The following is a 21,909-nucleotide window of genomic DNA, read 5'->3' on the forward strand; positions in this document are numbered from 1 at the left end:
CCAGGCGTTGGTACCTTGGTTGGCGGTCTAGTTGGCGGTCTAGTTGGCGGGATGGTCGCGTCCATGCTTGGTGGGCATCTGCATTCCGAATTAATGCGGTCGGTGGGTCGGTGGCCAACATAGACGCGTCGCATGCCCTGCGTGCACAGACCCGCGAGATCTGCCTCAGGATCAAGGAGCAGCACGAAGCCTACCAACTGGAGATGCATGCCGCGTTCGACACCTTCTTTAGTGAGAATAGCCAAGCGCTTAAGCAAGGCTTCGACCTGATTTCGACGGCGGCCGCAGACGACCGAAGTATTAACGCCGGATTGTCCTGCATTGCCTCGGCCATGAACAAACAGTTAGCATTCGGTAGCCGCGATGCATTTTCGCGTCATCTGGAATTTGGAAGAAAACTAGTTTTCTGATCGGCGCACATCTCGCCATTCTTGAGGATATGTGCAATCTCTTTTTCGTAGGGCTGAACTTGTGTTGTCCTCCTTGTTTGGCAGCCATTAGCAGTCTTTAATAGCCCCCATCTATTCGGTCTTGCTTTGGCAATATCAACGTGGCAGGATGCTGTCTATCTACAATAACTTTGACTGGACAAGAAGCAGTGTCTCGAGAATTTTACCTTCGGAGCGTTCACAAACGATGGCAGCAAGTTGTTGTTACCTCCCAAGCGCGAGTGGTGATTTGTTCTCCCTACTTAACTCCAAGGACTGCTCTTAGTGTAATACAAGCCTCCTCACCGGAGAGATGTGAGATCTATACACGCTTTTCCATCGAGGACTTTGCGTCAGGAGCATCGTCACTGCCAGTCTTGAAATCGATACTGCAGGATGGTTATGCAGTTTTCGAAGTGCAAGCGTTACATGCCAAGATCCTGTTGGCGTCCAAACAATTTGCTAGCATTGGAAGCCAGAATATGACGGCGCGCGGGGTGCGAAATCGCGAAGCAACCTACTGCACCGAGGACGCGGCTGAAGTAGCTCATGTCGAGCAGATGCTTGAACCTTGGCTTGATAGTGCAACGCCGATTACCGAAGCAATGGTTGAAGACGCATTGCGGCTCTTACCGCCTGTTAAAAAGGCATTTCGTGCCGCGCAGAGTGCGGCTGCGGAGATGGAGGCAGAGATCCGGGCAGCCGAAGCGGAACGTTTAGAGACTACCAAGCGCGAGTTGAACCGTCGAAACGAAAAAACACGCTCTCGGCACCTAGCCGCTAAGATGGCACGGAAAATAATAGATGCACAAGCTCCTAACGGTCAAATAAGTCGTGAACTTGCACAATCATTCATTCGTCGTTCTACGTTCTGGCACTCGCATTCGAGTGGACACATTGTGTCTGGAAGAGGGCATGCTAAGCGCGTTTATGGTGTCGCAGGTGACTGGAAAGTTGATTTTGGAGCCAACTCGTTCTTAGTTGGCCGGGCGATTCGCCGATGTTTCCGTACCGTTGAGGAGTATATCGACAAATGGGAGGCAGGACAGCCTCAGGATGCATCGGAGACAGTCCGGCAGCTACGGAGGGACGTTAACGGTGCGGTTGCTGGATACGACGGCGTTGAACTGAGCGGATACTATTCCTCTTTGTCTGGGAACGATATGATGTTCGGCACTACATCCATTGATATCAAGTTTTTTGTCAGAGTAGTACTTGAGGGATTACCTGAAGAAATTTCAGCGCCACTTCGAGATGTCAACGAGGCGCAAGTCGGCATATAGCGTTTCTTACTGATGCCACTGCAACATTAAGACAGATCTCCTACGAAAACCGATGTACGGCTTTCATAATTCATCTTGCCGTCGATTTGGATAGGCGCCGGACGAACGACGTACGATGTTGGCTATGCTGCTGCCGAGGCGTGGGATCGACGCATGAGCTGCAATAAAACTTATAATTTACACTAACACGCACGCTAAACCCTTCAGAAATATGTTGTTGATCAGCTGCTTGGACTCAACCTTATGCAACAATGATAAGGCTTGCCGCGGCATCCTTCTACTGAAAGTCAATACATAAAAGCAGATAAGCAGCCCTATCTTAACGGGAAAACATGAAATGTTCTTGCAATGGAATGAACGCGAATTGCTACCGATGTGCTGGCTCCGGCGAGTTTCTTTCAAAACAAAGTGTGAATCAATCGAGGCCTGGTAAAGGTAAGACTAGTCGGTCATTTGTCCAAGCTCAAATCATTTGCCCCTCATGCAAAAAGCCTTACGGACTAGGCGTAAAGCAGTTAGACGGCGGAGCCTTGTGTTTACCCTGTGACTTGAAAAGAAGACTGGCCTGACATGGGTTAAGCTGCCTTCCGGTGTTTACTGAACAGCTCGGCGGTCCTGTCCATTTACCCCCGGTGTCAGACTAGTTGTCGCGTCACCTGAATTGAGTCGTAATGAATCCGGGGCGGGCAAAGAGGCGAAGTGAAAGCGTATTCAACGGAACGGAAAGAAGCGGTACTACGACGGATGATGCCGCCGGAGAATAAGGCGGTAGCAGAGCTGGCCAGAGAAACCGGCATCACTGAGCAGACCCTTTATACTTGGCGACGTCAGTTGAAGAACCAGGGAATGCCGGTGCCAGGAGATGGAAAGAATCCCGAGGAATGGTCCTCGGAAGACAAGTTTGCAGTCGTACTGGAGACGGCCGCGCTCAATGAGGCAGAGCTGGCCGAGTATTGCCGGCGCAAGGGACTCTACGTCGAACAGATCGCCGCTTGGCGGGACGCATGCCGCGCGGCCAATGCAAATGCGGGCGAACAGGCACGCAGCCAGCGTGAGCAGTCCAAAGAAGACAAGAAGCGGATCCGGCAACTGGAGAAGGAACTCAATCGTAAGGAGAAGGCATTGGCCGAAGCGGCGGCGCTGCTGATTCTGCGAAAAAAAGCCCAGGCGATCTGGGGGAACAAAGAGGAAGACTGATCAGCGTCTCAGATCGCCGGTTATGTATTACGTTGATCCGTGAAGCCACGCAAGCGGGCTGTCGCTTGGTTCCGGCTTGTGTCGAACTGGGAATTTCTATCCGTACCTTCCAGCGATGGGTGCGCGATGGCGACGAGGTGCTTGCTGCCGATGCGCGCACTACGGTCGTCCGGCCGGCGCCTTCTCACAAGCTCACTGAAGCTGAGCGAGAGCATATCCTGGCAGTAGCCAACAGTGAGGAGTTTGCCAGTCTGCCGCCGAGTCAAATCGTGCCGACGCTGGCTGATCGCGGCGTGTACCTGGCGTCGGAGTCGAGCTTTTACCGGGTACTGAAACAAGCATCGCAACAGCATCACCGTGGGCGGGCAAAGAAGCCATCGCAGCGGGTGGCGACGAGTCATTGTGCGACCGGACCGAACCAAGTCTGGAGTTGGGATATAACCTGGATGCCTGCTGCGGTAAAAGGTCAGTACTTTTACTGGTACATGGTGCTGGACGTGTTCAGCCGCAAGATTGTAGGGCATGAAGTCCATGTGGCCGAGTCAAGTGAGCTGGCTGCGCTGCTCATGCGCAAAGCCAGTCTCTCTGAAGGCTTGGCTGGACGTCCACTGGTGCTGCATTCGGATAATGGTAGCGCCATGAAAGGCGCTACCATGCTGGCGGCATTGGAGCATCTGGGGGTGGCCGCTTCGTTTAGCCGGCCGCGCGTCTCCAATGACAATGCGTATGCGGAGTCGTTGTTCCGCACGTGCAAGTACCGGCCTGATTACCCGAAGAAGCCGTTTGGCAGTCTGGAACAAGCGCAAGCATGGACACACATGTTTGTGCGCTGGTACAACCAGGAACACAAGCATAGCGGTCTGAGATTTGTGACACCTGCGCAGCGACATTCTGGTCACGCACCGGTGATTCTGCACAACCGTGAGACGCTGTATGCCGCTGCCAAACGCAGCAATCCGAAGCGGTGGTCAGGGACCACCAGAAACTGGAGATTGGAGGACGAAGTCTGGCTCAATCCAGAGCGAAATCACGCCATACACCTAAAGCAAGCAGCTTGAGGTGACGCGACAACTACTTTGACAAACACCGAAAGTCAGCAGAGTGGATACTTGAGGCAGACATAAAAGGATGCTTCGACAACATCAGTCATGCGTGGTTACTGGAGAATGTCCCAATGGACAAAGAAATACTCCGGAAATGGCTGAAAGCCGGATACATGGAGGGAAGCACCATATCATCGACCGATCAGGGGACGCCCCAGGGTGGAATCATTAGCCCTGTTCTCGCGAACCTGACGCTGAACGGACTGGAAAGTCTGTTGGCCCAACAATTTAGGACCATTCAACAGCGGGCAAAAGCCAAGGTCTACATGGTGAGATACGCAGACGACTTTGTCATTACCGGTGCGAGCCGCGAACTACTGGAAGATACCATCCGACCGGTAGTAGAAAACTTCCTGGCAAAACGGGGATTAGAACTCTCCCCTGAAAAAACAAAGATCACCCATATTACGGAAGGTTACGACTTCTTGGGTCAGAACGTGCGACGATATAACAAGAAATTGTTGATCAAGCCGTCAAACAAGAACGTGAAAGCGTTTTTGAAGAAAGTCCGGGACATGATCGTACAATTACGACCCGCGCGGCAGGAAACTGTGATTGCGATATTAAACCCAATCATCCGTGGTTGGGCGAACTATCACCGTGGGGTAGTAGCGAAGAAAACCTTTACGTATGTGGACCACCACATTTGGCGAGCGCTGTGGTTCTGGGCTAAGAGACGCCACCCCAACAAAGGAAAAAGGTGGGTGTTTGCGAAGTACTTCCATCCCATAGGAGGACGCGGGTCTGTATTTGCGGCTTCGCAAAAGGACGAGGAAGGAAACAAGAAGATGTACACCCTATTCAGCGCGGCGGCAGTCACAATTGTCAGACATGTGAAGATCAAGTCGAATGCAAATCCATACGACGCTGACCCGGAGATGGAAATGTACTTTGAAAAGCGAGAGCTTAAGAAGATGATTGGATCTCTAGAAGGGCGTAAGAAACTCGCCAGCCTGTGGATGGCTCAAGAAGGGAAATGCCTCCATTGCGGAGAGCCGTTGACGACAGACGACCTCCTGGATCAGCACCACCTAAAGGAGCGACACGCGGGCGGCGATGACAAGAAGGATAACTTGGTGCTGCTACACACAATATGTCACAAGCAGATTCACCACCTTGGTATTATGTTAGTGAAGCCGGGTCCCGGTAGAACGGGGCCTTTGTCAAAACGTGATTTAACGAAAGAGGCTTGAGCCGTATGCGGGGAAACTCGCACGTACGGTTCTCAGGGGGCGGGGTCGCAGCGATGCCACCCTGCTACCCAACAGTGAAGGCGAACAATGGCAACGCAAATGAAAACCGCGAAGACCGATATCGATTCCTTGAATCGCTATGGGATTGCTGATGCCGCCAGAACGCGCATCACAGCCCAAATTCTTCGCAACGTCACTAGGCTAACCCAAAAACATCCGGTCCAACCTTTACTGCCTAAAAAGCCAAAGACACCGGTCTGAAAGTGCGGTGTGCCAGCCAGGGATTTTATTGTCCAATGAGTAAAACTCCCATGCGGACTCGATCACTTCACTCGCGTAGAGATATACGCCATCATAAAGAATGACGAAGCCAGACCGCTTCGCTAGTGTTCCATCTGGCAAGTAAGTGGAGCCAGTGTCATTGATTTGCATCCGATACTGGAAATGAAGTCGGTTGCTAATTGGGTGGATAGGATTGGCACCATATTCCAGCATCATCCGATGTTGTAAAACACCATTCTTTTTTGTATGACCAAAGTTCAATAGCAGGAAACAGCTAACTGCGGTTCGAATGTCAGAAACAATGATAAACTTCTGACATAAAGGAGTCAGCATGAGCATATTGTCGACAAGCATTCTTGAACGCGTGGCCCGTTTGGAAGAGGGCGGCATAATCTCGCCCAAAGAATTCCTGCACGTGGCGAGCCGGGCTGCAATCGACCAGGCCTTCACGCGCCTGACCAAGGATGGACGCTTATTGCGGGTTGGTCGAGGTCTGTACGTGGCTCCGGTCGTAAGCCGCTTTGGCACACGTCCGCCGGCGCCGGAAAAAGTGGTGGCCGCGGTGGCGCATCAAAAGGGCGAAGTCGCTGTTTCCCATGGCGCTGCCGACGCAAACGCTCTGGGATTAACTACCCAGGTACCGGTAAAGGAAGTTTTCCTGTCGTCGGGCCCCAGCCGCACGCTGCATCTGGGAAGGCGCATTATCGACGTCCGACACGCGCCACGATGGCAGCTTATCTTGGGCACGTCCCGTGCCGGGATGGCGGTTCGTGCGATGGCATGGCTGGGGAAAGAGCATCTAAGCGAGGTCTTGCCAAAGCTTCGGCAACAACTGCCTTCTGAAGATTGGGAAAAACTTACTGCCGCACGCGCGAGTCTGCCGTCCTGGATGGCCAAGGCAGTAGGCGGTGCAATGAGTCATGCCTGAGGCATATCTTTCTCTCCCGGCGCAAGAGCGTGCCGAAATATTGGCCATCGCCGCGGATCGGCTGGATCGGCCTGCCACCCTCATTGAGAAGGATTTTTGGGTTGTGTGGACCTTGTCGGCTTTATTCGACACGCCACTAGGTCAAGGATTGACCTTCAAGGGAGGGACATCTTTATCCAAAGCCTATCGGTTGATTGATCGCTTCTCTGAAGACATTGACCTGACCTACGACATTCGCCACCTTATTGGCGATCTTATTACGAACCAAGACTCGTTGCCGTCCACTCGAAGTCAGGCCAAGAAATGGACCGATCATGTAAAAGCACGTCTGCCCGAGTGGATCCACGATAACGTCATTCCTGTTATTGAAGCGGGTTTGCGGCGGGATGGTCTTGAAGCACGCTGTGAGCAAGGCGGCGTCGATGGGGAGAAGTTGTATATCCATTATGACGCCATCAAGTTGGGCACCGGTTATGTTTCACCTTCCGTCCAGCTGGAGTTTGGAGGACGCGCGACCGGTGAGCCTCATCAAAAGAAAATGATCACGTGCGACATGGCGCCGCTCTTTCCGCAACTGGGCTTTCCGGTGGCACATCCGCTGGTGATGACTATTGATCGCACTTTTTGGGAGAAGGCTACAGCAGCGCATGTCTATTGCCTGCAGGAGCGCCTGCGAGGCGAGCGTTACGCACGGCATTGGTACGACTTGGCCACCTATGAAAACACTCCGTATCTTGATGAAGCCTTGGCCGCCCATGATGTGCGAAAGATGGTTGCTGAGCACAAGGCCATGTTTTTCATCGAGAAGGATAAAAGTGGGCAGGCAATCGACTACCATCGCGCTGTTGGAGGTCATTTGAGGCTCATCCCTGAGCCGAAGGGATTAGCGGCTTTGGAAGTAGATTATGGCGCCATGACGGATGCTGGCATTCTGATACGTAATGCATTGCCGTTTAATGAAATCATCGAACGCTGTCTCCGCATCCAGAATACGGCGAATAATCAGTCGTTGTGAGCACTCAGTATGTAGCGTGCAATAGCCGTGAATTATGCAACGACATATTAGCGAAGCAGAGACTTCTCAATGAACTTCTAAGGTGCGCAATTCACCTGCACGCTCCATACTTCCATAACTGAACCTTCAACCTCTTGCCATCTGGGACAACGGGGCAGAACAATCAATTATGTAAATATCAGATTAAGAAATTCCTAATGTTTCACCCGTTTACTTAGTTCGAGCTAAGTAAACTTATGCATATTGCGCGGTATAAATATACCTGTTAATGTAACGCTATCGCCGCGCCGTTCCCTTCATTTCCATGCCGAAAAGCCCATCGACCGCCGTATGAGCCGCCCGCCGTTCCACCTCAATGATGACCAGGCACGTGTCTTGGTCCAACGGCTGCCCGAAATTACTGCTCGCCATCCCGTCAGTAACCGTGATCACCGCCCGTTCGTGCGGGATTTCCTTCGTGCCGTTCACCAAGCCACCGGCCAAACCTATAGTCCGGCGATTTACCGCCGCCTGCTCGATGTCTATGCCCCCGATCGTCGGCCATCGACGACTACGCTGGCGCTTGAAAAACGCATGCTCGACGACGAACTCGGTGATGAGGCTCGCGCCGGCCGGGAAATTGAGCAGGCGTCCGGTGAAGAACTGGCCTTGGTGATCGAACGTGCAATAGAGAATGCGTTAGGCCGGGAAGGACCAAGGCGGGGAGGGGGGGCGACGACGGCCGACTTGTTGGCCGTTGCCCAGCGCGACTTCTTGCAAGAACGCCTCGAGGAAACGGAACGCACCCTTGATGATGTCCGTGCCCAAGCCGCACGACTGGCGGCAGAACTGCAGGCGGCCGTAGCCGTCCGTGATTCCCTGGCGGCGCAGCTAGTGATCGCCAACGCCACAGCTGAAAAGCAAGGCCAACGCGTCGAGGCACTGACGAAGGAGCTGGAAAGCAACCGCGCCTTCGCAATGCGGGCGGTCGACGGCGTCCGCGGCGAAACCCGGGCTTGGCAGGAAAAGTACGCGAAATCGCAGGAGGATCTGCAGCGGACCAAGCAGCACCTGGAATACTTCAGGCAGATTGCGTACCAGCGCGGCGCTGCCATTCCGGCTGACCTGCGTCCCGAGGCTGCCAAATGAATCTCGTCCTCAAACCCGAGATGCTGGCTGACTTGATGCTGGCGAAGCCGGAACCTGATCACGCGCTGGGCCCAGTTGTCGACGACTGGCAGGCCGCCGAGGTGGTTCTGCGGGCGGTACGCGAAAAGAGCAGGAGCACCACCGGACAAACAGAAGCTACGTACCGTTTCCATCTGGTCAAGCTACGTTGGTATTGCGAGAATGTCGCTCGAGTGACGCCGTCGAGATGGTCGGCGCAGGATGTCGATCGGTTTGCGGTATTCCTTGCCGATCTTCCAGCCGATGCACTAGCCCTTCCCGGAACAAAGGAAGGGCAGGGAGGATGGACTCCTTTCAAGGCGCCACCCTCACGCAGCAGTCAGGCAGATATTAAACGCTTCGTGCATGCGTTGTTCAATGCGTGGCACCGCATGGGATACATCAGGATCAATCCCATGGGATTGGTTGGCACAACCAATGCGCGGAAGGTAAACGCACAACGGGCAATTTCCCTTGACCTGTATGACCTGGTATTGAGAGGCATCGAGAGTGTGCCGAAGACGACATTTACCGAACGGCAGAGAGCAGTGCGCGACCGCTTTATCTTCGAAGCGCTCCGAGGCCTTGGTCTCCGTTCCAGTGAATTGGTCCATGCCAAGATGGCGGCCTTTTATCAGGTAACTATCCCAAAGACCGGCAAACGGTATTGGGTCTTTCACGTGACACCGGAGACAGGCAAGGGCGGGAAAGAACGTCGCGTACCGGTACCGAAATCGGTGTGGGACGCTTTTGGCGTGTATCGGCGAGCGTTTGGATTGCCTGAATGTCCGACCGCCGGCGAGAATACACGTTTACTTCTATCGTCGCGGACAAATCCCGTTCCGATGAGGGACACAGAGATCAGAAGAACACAGGACAGACGCTTCTTCAAGGCTTGGCGTGAGATCACAACACGGCAGGGGGTCTATACCATTGTCAAGGATCGGCTGTCCGCTACGGCCGAACTACTGGAAGCCTCAGGTGAGCAATTCGCCGCAGAGCAGCTTCGCGCCGCTTCGCCACACTGGTTGCGGCACACCTTCGGCAAGGCCAGTCTCTTAGCCGGACAGAATGTTCGCACCGTCGCAAGTGCGCTGGGTCATGCAAGCCTAGAAACCACCATGATTTATACCGAACAGGACGCTCTTGACTTGATTGATGCAGTCGAACGATCGGCTACCGGTACGCTTGCAGGCGAAGGCGGCTTTGCAGTTCAGGAACCCACAAATGTGGGGTAGCGCTTGTCTAGCAAAAAGGTTTGTATGTTGAAAAATTTTCCTATTTAGACTGGTCGTAGAGCGACTTCATCACTTAACAAAGTGGCAAATGGCTAGAGTTGTATATATTAGGATTTCTGACAGTGGTAAGAGTGCTCATCAATATGTTCATATTGATGGCGAACGCATAGGTGAAATCTGGCGGGAGCAAGTAACCATCCTAGATTCGCGGGGCAGCAATGGCAAAAAGTGGCGCTGGTTCGCAAGGAAGGCGGGAAGCACGATTATTCTTGGATCGGACGTTACGAGTCTTGGCAGTTCAGGTTATGGATCAAAGGACGGTGCGGTAGACGCATTAGAGGCCGCGGCGACAGGGATGGTGACATGAGTTGTTTGCTTCCACGCCCGTAGCAACTATGTTGAAGCCGCCCATGTCGTGATCTAATGCCAACGATATCTTCTTGACGCTTGCCATGACCAAAATGTTCCGCCTACCGCAGAGGCATCCTTCCGCGGTACTGCTTCTAGTGCAGCTACTCGGTGTACTTCTGTATCCATTCATCGAGGAAACGAAAATCGGCCATGCCGGGCTCAATGCATTAGGGATTGTCGTGCTGGGAATGGCAATCCGTACCGTTTATAAGACACCGGGACCGACCTGGGTAAGTGTTGCGCTTGCCGTGCCTATCATTGTGCTACTCGGTCTGCAAACAATTTACGAGATGCCTGGTCTTCTGCCATGGTCCTCTGCGCTTGAAGCGGTCTTCTACTTCTATGCCGCCGCCAGCCTCATCGCTTACATGATGGAGGACTACCAGACGACGGTAGATGAGCTTTTCGCAGCAGCGGCTACCTTTACGCTCCTCGTCTGGGCATTCACCCACCTTTTTGTGATGACGCAGGCATTGCAACCCGGTGCCTTTTCAGAAGATGGCACGATACGAAGCTGGTCCGATCTCAATCACTTGAGCTTTGCTTTGCTTACCAGTACAGGCATGGGCAACATTGTGGCGGTATCGTCGCACGCACGTTCACTGGCCAGTATCGAGATGCTTGCCGGCTTGATGTATCTAACCGCAGTAGTGACACGCCTCATCGGATTCACGATGCCTACCATGAAGACAACAACCAAGATAAATGCGGAAACAGGGCATGCTGAAGAGCGACACCGGAGCTAAGCCTTTTCCGAGGAAATGAGGAAACACGGTCTTTGCCATTGAGATAAGGGCGGCTCTGTGGCAACATGCCTCTGAACAGAACTCATTTCAGTCTTGAAAGTTAATGGCAAAAGCACCGTTTATTGAAGATGCACGGCTCAAGCACATGCTGAAAGTCGCTGGCATTTCCGGCGAAAGTCCGGAACGCAATGTCGCTCTGCTTTACGTTATTTATGGCACCGGCATAATGCTGACCGAAGTGGCGCGCATGCCGGTGTCCCGATATTTAAAACCGGACGGCACGTTGCTTGAGAAATCGGCTATCACTCCCGAAATCGCCTACAACGGCAAGGAGCGGCCTCTGTGGTGGTCAAATGCGAAAGTGGTTGCCGCTATCGACAAGTACCTTGAAAACCGCATCAGGAACAAGCACGGCATCACGACGCGCAACGCGGCCTATCGCGGCCTTGATCCTGAAGGTCCGTTGTTCCTGACCGGCGAGGGTGTGCCGTACAAGCTCATCCAGCGCAAGACAGGAACCGGCGCGATCAGCTATTCGTGCGACTCATTGAGCCAGCTTTTCCGCAAACTGCATTTGCAGGCCGGGATTGAGGGGGCGAGCGCCATGTCGGGTCGCCGTACTTTCGCCGTTCGCCTAAGCCAGAAGGGTTACGACCTTCGGCACATCAATGAGTTGCTTGGGCATGAGACCCTGACCGCGACAAAACGCCTAATCGATGCCGATCCTGTGCGCCTTGGCGCTCTCGTTGCGGGAGTGATTTGATGACTGGAAGGATTCCAGGAGTGGAGGCCCTAGAAAACGCGGACTGGCGGATAGATACCGTTACGACCCTCAGTAAGCCGTGGACATCCCCTTGGACCGGCGAGACATCTCCAGAAGGAACGTTGGTCAAAAAGGTAACGGTGGCAAGGCTCAATCGCAAACAAACTCTCACCGTAACGATTCCAAACGCATCAGCGCTGTTTCTCAATATAGGCCGACGAGCATATTCGGAGGCCCTTTCAATCCGGCGCGAGCACATCCATTCGAATGCTCGGAGAACTGAAATCTATTTGGACGACAAAACTGCTTTTACCTATCTTGAAAGCATGTTCGAAGCCGTAGTCTGTGCACATACTGCAGTTGAAGCGTTTGTGAACGAGTTGCTACCTGCCGATAAGACGTATAAACGAAAGAACCGGCATGGTGAAATCGAGATTTTGAGTAAAGAAGAGATTGAGCGACGCGCTTCCTTGTCTGAGAAAGTTGGAACGATTCTTCCAGTAGCGATCGGTATCAACTCACCAAAAGGTATCCACCGAGCATACTCTGATCTTCAGGCGCTTACAAAAATTAGAGATCGTCTGATCCACATGAAAAGTATCGATAGAAAGTCATCTGGACCGGAGGTCGATACTGTTTGGCATCAGCTGGTTATTTGCGAATCGCCGATCGATCAGGCCATGTGTGTCATAAGATATTTTTCGCCGAAAGACGATAAGTGCCCTCGCTGGCTGACCTCATATCCCAAAAAATAGGAAATGATCAACATGATGGCCGAGACTACTAAGGGCTTTTCCGATCGCCAGTTCTGGATGGCGGGTCTCGTGACGATGTTTTTAATGACTGCCTGTTCCGTTGAGTCCCCCGCTGAAAGGCAAGGTAGGGCCATAGTCAATAAGGTATTTCCCGGTCAAGATATCCGTGCGACTGTCGTCTCAAAGGACGGGGACTATTTTTGTGGAGAGGTAGGGACAGCAAACACCGGCTATAGAAAGTTTTGGACACGCTGGGTTGCCGGCGGAATTAGCTATGAAGGCGGTAATTTTTCCGCGCGCGTATTTACTGAAAATTGCGGCGTAGCGATGACGGACGAGGAACTCAACATCGCTCAAACACACGCGGACAATGTTGCACGAGCGGATGCACAACAATCATCCGCTGACAGGGCTGAAAGGCAACGGCAGAAATGGTTGAAGGAAAACGAGAAAGCACTTAGGGCGTTGAGTGGTACTGAGAATTGATCTTCGGGTCGTGGAGGCAGGTACCATGTTCAACCTAGAATAATGATGGGAAAACAGCAATGAATAGAGATCACAAGTATGAAAGCCATACAGTTTTGGACATCGCCGGGTTCAACATAACAGACGCAACGATTTCTAGCGGTGACCGCATCTGGGTCGGCCCTAACACCGAAGGCAGATGGCTCAGTTCATTGCAGGTTCGAGAACTGGCCGCATCCCTTATCAAGGTGGCAGATGCGCACGATGCTCGCTTGGCCGACAATGTGACAATGCCAGATTACCTGGATGCGATGGGCAGAGAGAATCCCTAAAAATGCTAGGAAAAACGGCGAGAGCCGGAAAGGAAAAATATGCATCAGAATACCTTCACGATTACCAATCCACTCACTGGCAAGCCGCTGGAATAGACTCCGGACGGCATCACTCTAAAGGGAGTTACCATTGCCAGCAAAGAAGAAGCCGAAAACTTCATCAATAAGCATTGGCCAAAGGCCGTGCTCACGACCGATGTGAACAACAAGAACGAATAAGAAAACATGGTGGTAGTAAGAGTGCAAGATAAGGTATTAGAAAAGCAGCTGTTTCGCCTGACAACGGCCCTGTCGGTCATTAGTTTTCTTACGTGTATCGTTATGTCCCTGCACTTCCATCAGAAGCGGGCGGATTTGATACGTTCGATCGACAACGTGAGTGCGACATACAAAAATATTGCCGCCCGCTGCACGGCTTCGGAGATTCTTGCCCCTAAGGCACAAGGGCGTTCGGACGACTGCGAGATGAAAGGCCGTATGGGTCCCCAAATGTCCGAATTGACAGTAAAATATGCGGTAGACGCGACCCAGTATACATATCAGTCTGACCGCTACTTCATAGCCGCATTTTGCTTACCATTTGTCCTGTTTAGTATCTTCGGTATAGGAGCTTGGGTAGTTACAGGGAGACCTCCTCGCTTCCTACGGAACTACGATTGAAAGTTCATAGAGATTTGGATACACCCGTATGCGCTGACGCTTCCTCTATAGTTTCGAACTCTCAGCAGCAAAAGACCGCTCTCATGACCTTTATGCAATTAAGTAGGAAATTACATTCCCTAATTTAAGGCATGTTTCAATAAACGTGGCTCTGGAAGCGGGTAAGCCTATAGAAACGATAACTTTCATAACAGCCTAGACCCAGAAAAGTAATTGACCTAATATTAAGATTAGTGTGTTTGTATGTAAAATACGGTAGTTCCACTCGATAACGCGGTTGTGCGAACATTCCTATGCAAGATTTGAATCCGAAAATTTTACCACTTGGTTTGGTATGCATATTTGTCCTTTCTGGTTGTAAAACCGACAGCGTCTATGGCAGGTACGTATCATCCAACTACTCAACATTCACCTTGTCGGAAAAAAGCAATGAGGTCGAATGGTGCAACACTGGCTCATCTACTTACCGGGAGTATGTTGAAAGATGTGCCAAGTTCCGAGCTGACGTTGATGAAGCAAATAATAAATTTACACTGACTTATCTACCCGACACGTCACAGTCTCAAACTGTGCAACTAGGAAATCAACGGGTGTATGGGGAGCCAACGGTATTTGAAAAATCAGGCAGGGGGTGGATTGCTACAGGTAGCTTGGTTGGGTCATACGAAAAACAGTAAGCCGTGTAACTTCTCTCCGTTGAATGATCCATAGGACTTCCGATTACCGCCGTCAGCATATTGACGTGTGATTGGTACGATCTGCTCTGACACCTGACTGATGCCATGCCTTTGTGTTATCTACAGAGGTAGGATCATCAAACCATTCTCCTGGCGTGCCCAACGCCGGTCAGGTACTGCTTGAATATGTTTCGTTAAGTCGTCAGGAGGTATACCATCCAGAGTACATTCTTTTCAAGGAATACAGAATGTCGAAGAAAAACAAGTATAACCCTCAACTGCTGGGCGTAAGACAGGCTAAAGCACGTACCAAACGCAGATTGATAACTAACTCTCTGGTAATGATTGCAAGCACGCTGTTTGTATTTCTAGCATTTCCCTTCGCAGCATCCAGGACTGTCCGATGGTTAGCATTCGATCCCAACTGCTACTATGGTCATATGTGCGTAAATCCAGCTACCACGTGGGAAAAACTTGCTGTTGTTTGCATATGGGTTGTGGCTGTTGCTAGTTTCGCGATGATGCTGGCTATCTATGGCGGTGGTAGAAGCAAACGCGATGTGCATAAAAACTGGCCGTGGCATTAATCAAGGAAAAACATGAACACGACATTTGAATTTGACGAGTGGCTGGACGCTGCTGATCCCTGCGATGCGCCGAACGTTGCTGGCCTTGTTGAAGCAGTTGAGCATGAGTGCGAATTTTCAGGTTTCAAAGCAGAGCGTGCACCAAATGGCAAGCTGATCGTATCTGCGGATGGAATGGAGCTGAAATTGGTACTCGTCTCAAAAGAAGCAGAAGAGGCATTTGTACGTCGTATTCATGCTCGCTTTGTCCCGAGTGGCATGCATGCCAGCATCGCTGCAGCGATCGACCATCTCAACGATCACGATTGACCACGGAAATCAATGCGAAGTATGAATATCGTCACTCTGGCAGCCGCGCTGGTAGTCGTTCTCAGCGGTTGCGAAGGGATGTCTCGTCTGACAGACCCTAATAAAATCACGCTGGATATCGATGGACAAACTATATCTGTGTTGTTTCGTAATGGGAAATGGGAGTCGTTTCCCGACGGTTGGAAATCCTTGAATGGAGTGAACTACGTCACCCTCCGTCGCCAACAGATACGCGCCATCGAGACTACAAGCGGCTGCCGCGTTATCGCGAGCGAGTACGTGTATGGAACTCTGACACTGCAAACCGAAGTCGAATGCGGAGCTAAGAAATAGAAATGTCGGCGTGCTAACGAACTCGAAAAAACTATGGGATAACTAAGGAAATGCGAATGGACAAGAGGTCGTATCAAATTCGCGCTGAAAAGATTCAGAAGCGTCTGAAGAAGGCGCAGCGCGATATGAAGAATGGTGTGCCGGGAGCGAAGGAGCGAGTTTCGCTTCATGAACAGAACGCGGTTCAGCACAAGCTCACGCACGGATAGGAAACAACCGTTATGTCGTACTTTGTAATGTATCAAGGGGCGGTGAATCACACTGGTGCTAAGAACCTAAGCACCCGAAGATAAATGTTTTGACGTTGCGCGGCGGAGCCAGCAGCGTTTGGATAAGAGGCCCGCAGTCTTTCTAGCCGTAGCATTGCACAAGCCTCGAACGTAAGCAAGGAAGGCATCGACATGCTCGTCAATCGACTGGTACTGCCAGTTTGCGCTGACCGCCTTCTTGGCCTGCCCCCATAGCGCTTCCACTGGGTTGAGTTCGGGCGCGCGCTTGGGTAGCCAAATCAACTCGATGCCGAGACGCTTGGCGAGGGTTTGTGACGACCTGGCGGTATGGCTGGTATCGCTATCGAGTAGCATGACGATATGCCGACCCCCGTAATGGTGATGCACCTGCCATAGAAATGCCTGGAACTCTTCAGCCCGTTGACGTCGGCATGCTCTGAACAGACGATGCCCGGTCTTCAAATTCAAGCAGCCAAAGACGACGCGTCTAGCATTGCCACCACTGAGCATGACTCGGGCTGGCACCCCACGCGGTGACCACATCGCGTGCAGTGGTGGGAACTGAAGTAGATCTGTCTCATCCTCGGCGAGGATGACGCTGCGCTCCGGCAAGCGCCGTAGAATCTGCTGAATCTGGCTTTTTTTTCTCGCGTTGTGGATCTGGCGCCAGCACATAGCGTGGCCGCTTCCACCGGTAACCCATCCGCCGCAGGCAAAGACGCAGCGTAACGTCACAACACTCGACCTGCAGATNCTGGCACCCCACGCGGTGACCACATCGCGTGCAGTGGTGGGAACTGAAGTAGATCTGTCTCATCCTCGGCGAGGATGACGCTGCGCTCCGGCAAGCGCCGTAGAATCTGCTGAATCTGGCTTTTTTTTCTCGCGTTGTGGATCTGGCGCCAGCACATAGCGTGGCCGCTTCCACCGGTAACCCATCCGCCGCAGGCAAAGACGCAGCGTAACGTCACAACACTCGACCTGCAGATTCTTGCGCACTTGGTCGCACAATAGCGGCGCCGTCCAGAACTTGGCCTGATAGCCGCAGCGATCCGGCGTGATAGCCAGCAGTGCTTGCAACAAAGTTTCGACCCGGTCGTCGGCATGACGGGGACGTCCCGGACGCGGTCCATCGGTCAACGCCAGCGCGGTATGCTGCCGTTGAAACCGCACTGCCCAGTTATGAATGCTTTGCCGGGTGACGCCTAACGCCTTTGCCACATCCTTGACTTGACGTCCACGGCTGCATTCCAAGAGCGCCAGGGTGCGACGATACAACCGGGCATCATGGGTCGTATGGAGTGTCTGCTCGAGTAGGTGTTGCTCTTTTGCAGTTAAATGGATTCCATTCATGGCAATTCCCTCCTGCCAAGTGCTTGGAACCAGTCTAGGTCAAAATCCTTTCCTTTGCCTGCTTAGGTAATCCCCCCGAAAAGTAAGCGCGCTTGAAGGTAGAATTTTCTCCAGTCAGAAACGAGGAAGTTTTACATGAAGAAGTCGCGTTTTTCGGAAAGCCAGATCATTGCCATTCTCAAGCAAGCGGAAGCAGGCACACCGGTTCCAGAACTGTGCCGCGAACATGGAATGAGTTCGGCGCTGTTCTACAAGTGGCGCAGCCGGTTCGGCGGTATGGATGCATCAATGATGGCCAGACTCAAGGAACTCGAAGAAGAGAACCGGAGGCTTAAAAAGATGTATGCCGAAGAGCGACTCAAGGCCGAGATCGTAGCCGAGGCTCTTGCAAAAAAGTGGTAGCGCCATCTCGACGACGGGAGATGGCGCAACGGGCGGTCAACGAGAAAGGAATCAGCATTGGGCTGGCTTGTCGGGTGTTTGGCATCAGCCAGACGTGCTACCGATATCAGGCAAAGCTATCGTCAGAGAACGCCGAAATCAGCGACTGGTTGATTCGGCTAACAGGCAACCAGCGCAACTGGGGCTTTGGTTTGTGTTTCCTGTACCTGCGTAACGTCAAGGGCTATAGATGGAACCACAAAAGGGTCTACCGCATTTACCGGCTGCTGGAGCTGAATTTGCGGATCAAGCCGAAGAAGCGGCTGGTCCGCGAGAAGCCTGAACCACTGGCCGAGCCGTCGGCCGTCAACCAGGTGTGGTCGATGGATTTCATGCATGACCAGCTATCTGATGGGCGAAGTATCCGCCTCTTCAACGTCATCGATGACTTCAACCGGGAAGGACTGGAGATTGAAGTGGACTTCTCGTTGCCGTCTGAGCGGGTGATTCGGTCACTGGATCGGATCATTGAATGGCGCGGCAGGCCGGATCGAATCCGCTGCGATAACGGCCCAGAATATATCAGTGCTGCATTGATGGCCTGGGCAAAACGCCAAGGCATCCACCTTGACTTTATCCAGCCCGGCAAACCACAGCAGAACGCCTATATTGAGCGTTATAACCGCACGGTTCGCTACGATTGGCTGGCACACTACCTGTTCGACAGTATCGAAGAAGTGCAGAACTACGCTACCCGCTGGCTATGGACCTATAATCACGAGCGCCCCAATATGGCCATCGGTGGCATGACCCCAAAACAAAAACTGGCCTTGGCCGCATAGTCTCTACCTTCAGGCCGCTTTAAAAATGGGGGGATTACCCTTAGAAGTATTAGTTACCGGTGCAATCGAAAAAGGCGTGAAGGAGCTAACCATCTGCATTTGTAGCGGTGGCGGAGATGTCACTTCTGGAATTGGTCTCTACAATTTTCTGAAAATGGTGCCAGCGAAAATCAACACGCACAATTTCGGAGCGTGTGGATCAATTGCAGCAACGATATTTCTAGCCGGTGAGCGCCGCACCACTGCCGCCGCCTCCATGTTCACGTTACATGCGGCCACATTTGTTGAAGGACCACGAAAAGGAGAGATCTCGGAGAACACTACCATGATTTACGAGCCCTTCAAACTTGCGTTGGGCTGGAAGGACGATAAGATCAACGCATATTTTTCGTCGCGGGCAGAGTCTTTCATTCAACCGGCTCAAGCCAAAGAGTTTGGCATCGTCCATGACATTACCGATTTGAAGATGCCTGAAGGAGCTGTCATAGTCCCTGTTCACGTCCCATAACAGCACGGAAAAAATGCTATGCGCGTGACTTTGATAAGAAGAATAGGTTTAACCCTCTCGTTGCTCTTTGGATTTTACTGTCTTGCTGTGGGAGTATTAGTGCCTGTTTGAAAACAGGGTAAAGAAGGGGTAAGTTGGTAACTAGACGTGCTCGAAGTGCACGGAGGATTACCATGTGGACAGAACCGCATCGGGCTCGACAGGTCAGGCAAGAACGCAAGGTCAAGCGTTACCCAAGCGATCTGAGCGATCAGGAATGGCAAGCCATTGAGCCCTTGTTACCGTCACCAGCGAGAACCGGCCGTCGCCGCATCACCGATCTGCGCGAAGTGCTCAATGCAATTCGTTACCTGGTGCGCTCTGGATGTGAATGGCGTATGTTGCCAGTGCACTTTCCGCCATGGCAGACGGTGTATTGGTGGTTCCGGCGGTTTGTGAAGCGATTGCTGTTCAAGGTCATTCATGATGTGGCGTTGATGCTGGACCGGCAGAATCAGAATAGACAGGAACACCCCAGCGCAGCAGTCATCGACAGCCAGACGGTCAAGGCGCCGGGCCGTGCTGCAAGGGGCTATGATGCAAACAAGAAGATCAAGGGCCGCAAGCGACATGTTGCAGTCGATAGTGATGGACGCCTGTTGATGGTGAGCCTGACACCGGCTGATATGGCCGATTCCACTGGAGCCGAATGGGTGCTGGTGGCATTGAAGAAGCGATGGCCATGGGTGAAGCACTTGTTCGCTGATGCCGCGTATGACCGGCGACGATTGCTCGACGAAGCAACAATGCTTGGCTTCGTTGTCGAGGTCGTTCGCAAGCTGGCGAATCAACACGCCTTTATTCCGCTGTCTCGTCGCTGGGTTGTCGAACGCTCCTTTGGATGGATGATGCAATGGCGGCGCCTGGTACGTGACTACGAGGGCCGCATCGACGTCTCTTCCGAAATGATCTATGTCGCTATGGGTAGTTTGCTTCTCAAGCGATTATTCGAAAATGAGTAGTTTTCAAACGGGCTCTTAGCTCTTGCGGTGCGAGATGATTTTGGTGTCCTTGCAGTTTTGAATACGCTGGTCGGGTTGGTTGGATGTGTTTTCGCCACCCACAACATCGGCAACGAGCTGAAGAGTATGAAAACAGCAAAACATAAGTAGGAAAACAGATACGACAGCGGCGATCCAATACGCACTCAACCGCTGGGCGGCACTGACGCGCTATTGCGGCGATGGAATCATTGAGATTGATAACTCAGCGGCCGAGCGATCGCTGCGCGGCGTGGCCTTGGGTCGCAAGAACTTCATGTTTGCCGGCGCCGACTCTGGAGGTGAGCGTGCTGCCGCGATGTACTCGCTCATTGGCACGGCAAAGCTGAATGACGTGGATCCGGAAGCCTATCTGCGCCATGTTCTGGCTCACGTTGCCGACCATCGAATTAACCGCATTGATGACCTGTTGCCCTGGAACGTTGCCGGCAAACTCCCGTCCTTCAACGCAAACGCATTACCCTAACTTCGCCGTCAACCACGGCTCTCAGCTGACGCTTACCGTCTTTGAATCGCGGCAGCTTTTGAGGAGGCTGGTTGGTGTGAGTCAGATCGAGACGGCTTGACTGCTTAATGGCCAATGCGGTGATAGTCGGGAAGCAGAATGGGAAGGCGGGAAGTGGCCATAGAAATGAAGGCGATTAAGCTGTTTAGTAGCTAGGTGGTATCCAGTAGCTACCGAGTAGCTACCAGACAGCCCTCTACCGTTCGGTAAGTTTGATAAAACGGTGCATCTCGACTTGGAGAAATAGGACTTCTTCCGCGGTAAGTGGGCGTGCATGCATTGTGCCGAGGCGCGGGCCAGAAATACGCTGCAGCGATTCCCGGGCATTTTCTTTTGTGACAAAAAAGCGCTCGAATGCCGCCCAGTTTTTCCCGTTGCAGATGATCCTTTCGTAGTCCGTGATATCCGCATACGCAATAAGCGGACGATCTTGGCCACTCCAGGCCTCAACTTTGCGTTTCTTGGCTGTCCATGCGTCGCGCAAGCCTCCTGGATCATTGGATTTCATCCAGTTGGGGCCGAAAGCTCCTGTCATAACCTTATCGATGAAACTGCGGATATAGGTCTCGAAACGCTGCAGCCAGTCATGAGCGACATTGGTGCGGGCAAAGGCCGCTTCCAGTTCCGGGTTATCGGATGGTGGCACCGGGCAGCTGTAGCGCACGACCAGAGCTGGTGGCTCAATGATGATACCGGAGCGTTCTAGGCTCTCCTCGAAGGCCTCTTCCGGGAAGTTTGTGAGCTCGGCCTGAAATCCGCGCTCGATGTAGACGGAGGTCCGTGCGGTTGGGTCACTGATGGTCTCTGGCGTCCACGTAATAGGATCGCGCATGTCTCCTAGGCCTTGCCGGAGCGCGGTGGTAAGCCGCTCGCCAAAGGGATCAAGCGTGTTTAGCGCCTGGCCTATTGCCTGCAGTTCGACGAAGCCCCGAATGGACTGTTCTATGTGTAGTGTATCCAGCCAAGGCGCCTGCATGGCCATGAGAGTCTGCTGCAAACGAGGGATTTCGATGCCGTACGCAGACGCAGCCACGCTTGCACTGACCATTTTTGAGATATTGTCTGCTTCGAGGAAGCGGGGAAGGGTATAGCGCTCGATGTCTGCGGTGGCCGAACGCAAATCCAACGCTTTTACTATTTGAATTAGCCCCCTGAAGTACCGGACACAGTCTCTCACTTACAATAACGGGTAGGCATAC

Annotated in this window: 24 protein-coding genes and 2 pseudogenes; 23 read left to right on the forward strand and 3 right to left on the reverse strand. The window is 52.5% G+C overall.

The window, feature by feature from the left end:
* Positions 1-110 precede the first annotated feature (110 nt).
* From RY831_RS26805 to RY831_RS26895, 19 genes and pseudogenes are all read left to right on the forward strand, one after another.
* A complete protein-coding gene (locus RY831_RS26805) occupies positions 111-410 on the forward strand; it encodes a hypothetical protein (protein WP_326509428.1) in 300 nt (99 codons plus the stop codon).
* Between the two features lie 260 nt (positions 411-670).
* Positions 671-1,711, forward strand: a complete 1,041-nt coding sequence (locus tag RY831_RS26810) for a phospholipase D-like domain-containing protein (protein WP_326509462.1) — start codon at positions 671-673, stop codon at positions 1,709-1,711.
* Between the two features lie 699 nt (positions 1,712-2,410).
* A protein-coding gene (locus tag RY831_RS26815) for an IS3 family transposase (protein ID WP_326509429.1) occupies positions 2,411-3,966 on the forward strand; the annotation gives its coding sequence in 2 pieces (ribosomal slippage) (positions 2,411-2,873 and positions 2,873-3,966; 1,557 coding nt in all).
* Between the two features lie 38 nt (positions 3,967-4,004).
* Positions 4,005-4,721: pseudogene (locus tag RY831_RS26820) on the forward strand (reverse transcriptase domain-containing protein); the annotation flags it as partial.
* A 249-nt stretch (positions 4,722-4,970) separates the two neighbouring features.
* Entirely contained in the window at positions 4,971-5,204 is a 234-nt protein-coding gene (locus RY831_RS26825; protein WP_326509463.1) for an HNH endonuclease, read from the forward strand.
* Positions 5,205-5,303: 99 nt separating this feature from the next.
* A complete protein-coding gene (locus RY831_RS26830) occupies positions 5,304-5,465 on the forward strand; it encodes a hypothetical protein (protein WP_326509430.1) in 162 nt (53 codons plus the stop codon).
* A gap of 352 nt (positions 5,466-5,817) precedes the next feature.
* Positions 5,818-6,414: a DUF6088 family protein gene (locus RY831_RS26835; RefSeq protein WP_326509431.1), complete on the forward strand. Its 597-nt coding sequence runs from the start codon at positions 5,818-5,820 to the stop codon at positions 6,412-6,414.
* Positions 6,407-7,429 (forward strand): nucleotidyl transferase AbiEii/AbiGii toxin family protein, encoded by a 1,023-nt coding sequence (locus RY831_RS26840; protein ID WP_326509432.1) that lies wholly within the window; start codon positions 6,407-6,409, stop codon positions 7,427-7,429. The genes RY831_RS26835 and RY831_RS26840 overlap by 8 nt, the downstream gene beginning before the upstream one ends.
* A gap of 330 nt (positions 7,430-7,759) precedes the next feature.
* Positions 7,760-8,557, forward strand: coding sequence for a hypothetical protein (locus RY831_RS26845; protein WP_326509433.1), 798 nt, complete (start codon positions 7,760-7,762; stop codon positions 8,555-8,557).
* Positions 8,554-9,813 carry a tyrosine-type recombinase/integrase gene (locus tag RY831_RS26850; RefSeq protein WP_326509434.1) on the forward strand — a complete coding sequence of 420 codons (1,260 nt, stop codon included), beginning with the start codon at positions 8,554-8,556 and terminating at the stop codon, positions 9,811-9,813. The genes RY831_RS26845 and RY831_RS26850 overlap by 4 nt, the downstream gene beginning before the upstream one ends.
* 440 nt (positions 9,814-10,253) lie before the next feature.
* Positions 10,254-10,970, forward strand: a complete 717-nt coding sequence (locus tag RY831_RS26855) for an ion channel (RefSeq protein ID WP_326509435.1) — start codon at positions 10,254-10,256, stop codon at positions 10,968-10,970.
* Between the two features lie 103 nt (positions 10,971-11,073).
* Positions 11,074-11,733 carry a tyrosine-type recombinase/integrase gene (locus tag RY831_RS26860; protein ID WP_326509436.1) on the forward strand — a complete coding sequence of 220 codons (660 nt, stop codon included), beginning with the start codon at positions 11,074-11,076 and terminating at the stop codon, positions 11,731-11,733.
* Entirely contained in the window at positions 11,733-12,488 is a 756-nt protein-coding gene (locus RY831_RS26865) for a hypothetical protein (protein WP_326509437.1), read from the forward strand. Before RY831_RS26860 ends, RY831_RS26865 begins: the two co-directional genes overlap by 1 nt.
* Positions 12,489-12,491: 3 nt before the next feature.
* Positions 12,492-12,974: a hypothetical protein gene (locus RY831_RS26870; protein ID WP_326509438.1), complete on the forward strand. Its 483-nt coding sequence runs from the start codon at positions 12,492-12,494 to the stop codon at positions 12,972-12,974.
* A 59-nt stretch (positions 12,975-13,033) separates the two neighbouring features.
* A complete protein-coding gene (locus RY831_RS26875) occupies positions 13,034-13,285 on the forward strand; it encodes a hypothetical protein (protein WP_326509439.1) in 252 nt (83 codons plus the stop codon).
* A 1,585-nt stretch (positions 13,286-14,870) separates the two neighbouring features.
* A complete protein-coding gene (locus RY831_RS26880; RefSeq protein WP_326509440.1) occupies positions 14,871-15,209 on the forward strand; it encodes a hypothetical protein in 339 nt (112 codons plus the stop codon).
* A 12-nt stretch (positions 15,210-15,221) separates the two neighbouring features.
* Entirely contained in the window at positions 15,222-15,518 is a 297-nt protein-coding gene (locus RY831_RS26885) for a hypothetical protein (protein WP_326509441.1), read from the forward strand.
* 21 nt (positions 15,519-15,539) lie between these two features.
* Positions 15,540-15,851 (forward strand): hypothetical protein, encoded by a 312-nt coding sequence (locus tag RY831_RS26890; RefSeq protein ID WP_326509442.1) that lies wholly within the window; start codon positions 15,540-15,542, stop codon positions 15,849-15,851.
* A 56-nt stretch (positions 15,852-15,907) separates the two neighbouring features.
* Positions 15,908-16,060 carry a hypothetical protein gene (locus RY831_RS26895; RefSeq protein ID WP_326509443.1) on the forward strand — a complete coding sequence of 51 codons (153 nt, stop codon included), beginning with the start codon at positions 15,908-15,910 and terminating at the stop codon, positions 16,058-16,060.
* A gap of 66 nt (positions 16,061-16,126) precedes the next feature.
* Here the strand turns inward: RY831_RS26895 and RY831_RS26900 are convergent, their stop codons facing one another.
* Both RY831_RS26900 and RY831_RS26905 read right to left on the reverse strand, forming a co-directional pair.
* Positions 16,127-16,756, reverse strand: coding sequence for a transposase (locus RY831_RS26900; protein ID WP_326509444.1), 630 nt, complete (start codon positions 16,754-16,756; stop codon positions 16,127-16,129).
* A gap of 138 nt (positions 16,757-16,894) precedes the next feature.
* The gene (locus tag RY831_RS26905; protein WP_326509445.1) at positions 16,895-17,434 is read right to left on the reverse strand and encodes a helix-turn-helix domain-containing protein; all 540 of its coding nucleotides are present in this window, start codon (positions 17,432-17,434) and stop codon (positions 16,895-16,897) included.
* Between the two features lie 135 nt (positions 17,435-17,569).
* Here RY831_RS26905 and RY831_RS26910 point away from each other — a divergent pair.
* The 4 genes and pseudogenes from RY831_RS26910 to RY831_RS26925 form a co-directional block, all read left to right on the forward strand.
* A protein-coding gene (locus RY831_RS26910) for an IS3 family transposase (RefSeq protein ID WP_326509446.1) occupies positions 17,570-18,657 on the forward strand; the annotation gives its coding sequence in 2 pieces (ribosomal slippage) (positions 17,570-17,822 and positions 17,822-18,657; 1,089 coding nt in all).
* Between the two features lie 25 nt (positions 18,658-18,682).
* Positions 18,683-19,165 (forward strand): ATP-dependent Clp protease proteolytic subunit, encoded by a 483-nt coding sequence (locus RY831_RS26915; protein ID WP_326509447.1) that lies wholly within the window; start codon positions 18,683-18,685, stop codon positions 19,163-19,165.
* A gap of 173 nt (positions 19,166-19,338) precedes the next feature.
* Positions 19,339-20,166 (forward strand): IS5 family transposase, encoded by an 828-nt coding sequence (locus tag RY831_RS26920; protein ID WP_326509448.1) that lies wholly within the window; start codon positions 19,339-19,341, stop codon positions 20,164-20,166.
* 145 nt (positions 20,167-20,311) lie between these two features.
* Positions 20,312-20,671: pseudogene (locus RY831_RS26925) on the forward strand (transposase domain-containing protein); the annotation flags it as partial.
* Positions 20,672-20,906: 235 nt separating this feature from the next.
* Here RY831_RS26925 and RY831_RS26930 read toward each other — a convergent pair.
* Positions 20,907-21,830: a hypothetical protein gene (locus RY831_RS26930; RefSeq protein ID WP_326509449.1), complete on the reverse strand. Its 924-nt coding sequence runs from the start codon at positions 21,828-21,830 to the stop codon at positions 20,907-20,909.
* Positions 21,831-21,909 lie beyond the last annotated feature (79 nt).

Origin of the sequence: Noviherbaspirillum album (genome assembly GCF_035916955.1) — a bacterium.
Classification (GTDB): Bacteria; Pseudomonadota; Gammaproteobacteria; order Burkholderiales; family Burkholderiaceae_D; genus Noviherbaspirillum; species Noviherbaspirillum album.